Annotated in this window: 1 protein-coding gene; it reads right to left on the bottom strand. The window is 69.0% G+C overall.

Translation table 11 applies throughout. The annotated features are described in order from the left end of the window. Nucleotides 1-816 (bottom strand): AfsR/SARP family transcriptional regulator (locus tag GA0115259_RS36445; RefSeq protein WP_256098300.1); only part of this gene is annotated, 816 nt, incomplete at its 3' end. Nucleotides 817-1,203: the final 387 nt, after the last annotated feature.

The raw sequence follows: 1,203 nt of genomic DNA, 5'->3' as shown, positions 1-1,203 counted from the left end.
CGGCCGGCCGCCGTGCAGCGGCCGTACGTCGGCGAGTACGAGCCGCTCGGCCCCGGCGTCCACGGGCGCGGCCAGAGTCGGATCGTGGGTGAGGATGCTCTGCTGGAGGAGTTGGAGATCGCGCGAGGGCTCCAGTCCGTACTCCTCGACCAGCGCGCGCCGTACACGGGTGAACACACTGAGGGCCTCGGCCTGCCGGCCGCAGCGGTACAGGGCGAGCATCAGCTGTCTGCACAGCCGCTCCCGCAGCGGTTCCGCGGCGACGAGTGAGACCAGCTCGCCCAGCACACCCTGATGGCGCCCGCACAACAGTTCGGCCTCGAAGCGGTCCTCCATGACATCCAGCCGGAGCTGACTCAGCGCGGTCAACTCCGGCCAGGCCACGCCGTGTTCGGCGAGATCGGCCAGGGCGGGCCCGCGCCACTCGGCGAGGGCCTCACGCAGCAGCCGCGCCGCCTGCTCGGCATCGCCCGCGAGCAGCCGGGACCGGCCCTCGGCGACCTGCCGGTCGAAACGGTTCACGTCGAGCCGCTCGGGATCGACACGCAGTATGTATCCGGGTGCCTGGGTGAGCAGCTCGGGACGGTAGCCACGCTCGGGACCGTGATGGCCGGGCGGTTCGGAGAGCACGGCCCGCAGGCCCCATACGGCGTTCTGCACGATCTTCCTGGCGGTCGCCGGCAGCTCCTCCTCCGGCCACAGGGCGGCCAGCATCTCGCTGGTGGCCACCACGCGGTTCGCCCGGAGCAGCAACAGCCCCAGCGCCGCACGCTGTTTGAAGCCTCCCAGCGGTACGGCCTCGTTCTGCGACGACACCTCTAACGGACCCAGAATCCTGAACTCCACGCTTGTCCCCTCATGGGTAAAGTGTGCGCTGATTCGACGAGTACGGAGGCCGTACTGCCACGGCCCGGTCTGTAGTGGTCGGATTGGGGGTGTCGATGACGGTCCCGCCCTCCGGACGTACAGGACCGTGTACGGCGGATCCTGGTTGACCGTCCCGGATTCGGTCTGATGCAGCCGGCCTCGGTCCGGCCTCGCACGGAGCGGTCCAAAAGCTCTTCTGGCCTCGGCTTTCTTTACACCGTTGTAAATTTTTCCGATCACTGCGCCGGGATGCCCGGCAAGATCCAAACGAGAGGCCCTAGGGCGTGTTTCGAAAGTAGCGCCGTCCGCCCGGAGGGCGGGGCCTGCGGCGTCCGG

This window comes from Streptomyces sp. MnatMP-M17, from assembly GCF_900091995.1.
Taxonomy (GTDB): domain Bacteria; phylum Actinomycetota; class Actinomycetes; order Streptomycetales; family Streptomycetaceae; genus Streptomyces.
Note: the sequence above shows the minus strand (reverse complement) of the source record. Positions and strands in the feature narration are given on the sequence as shown.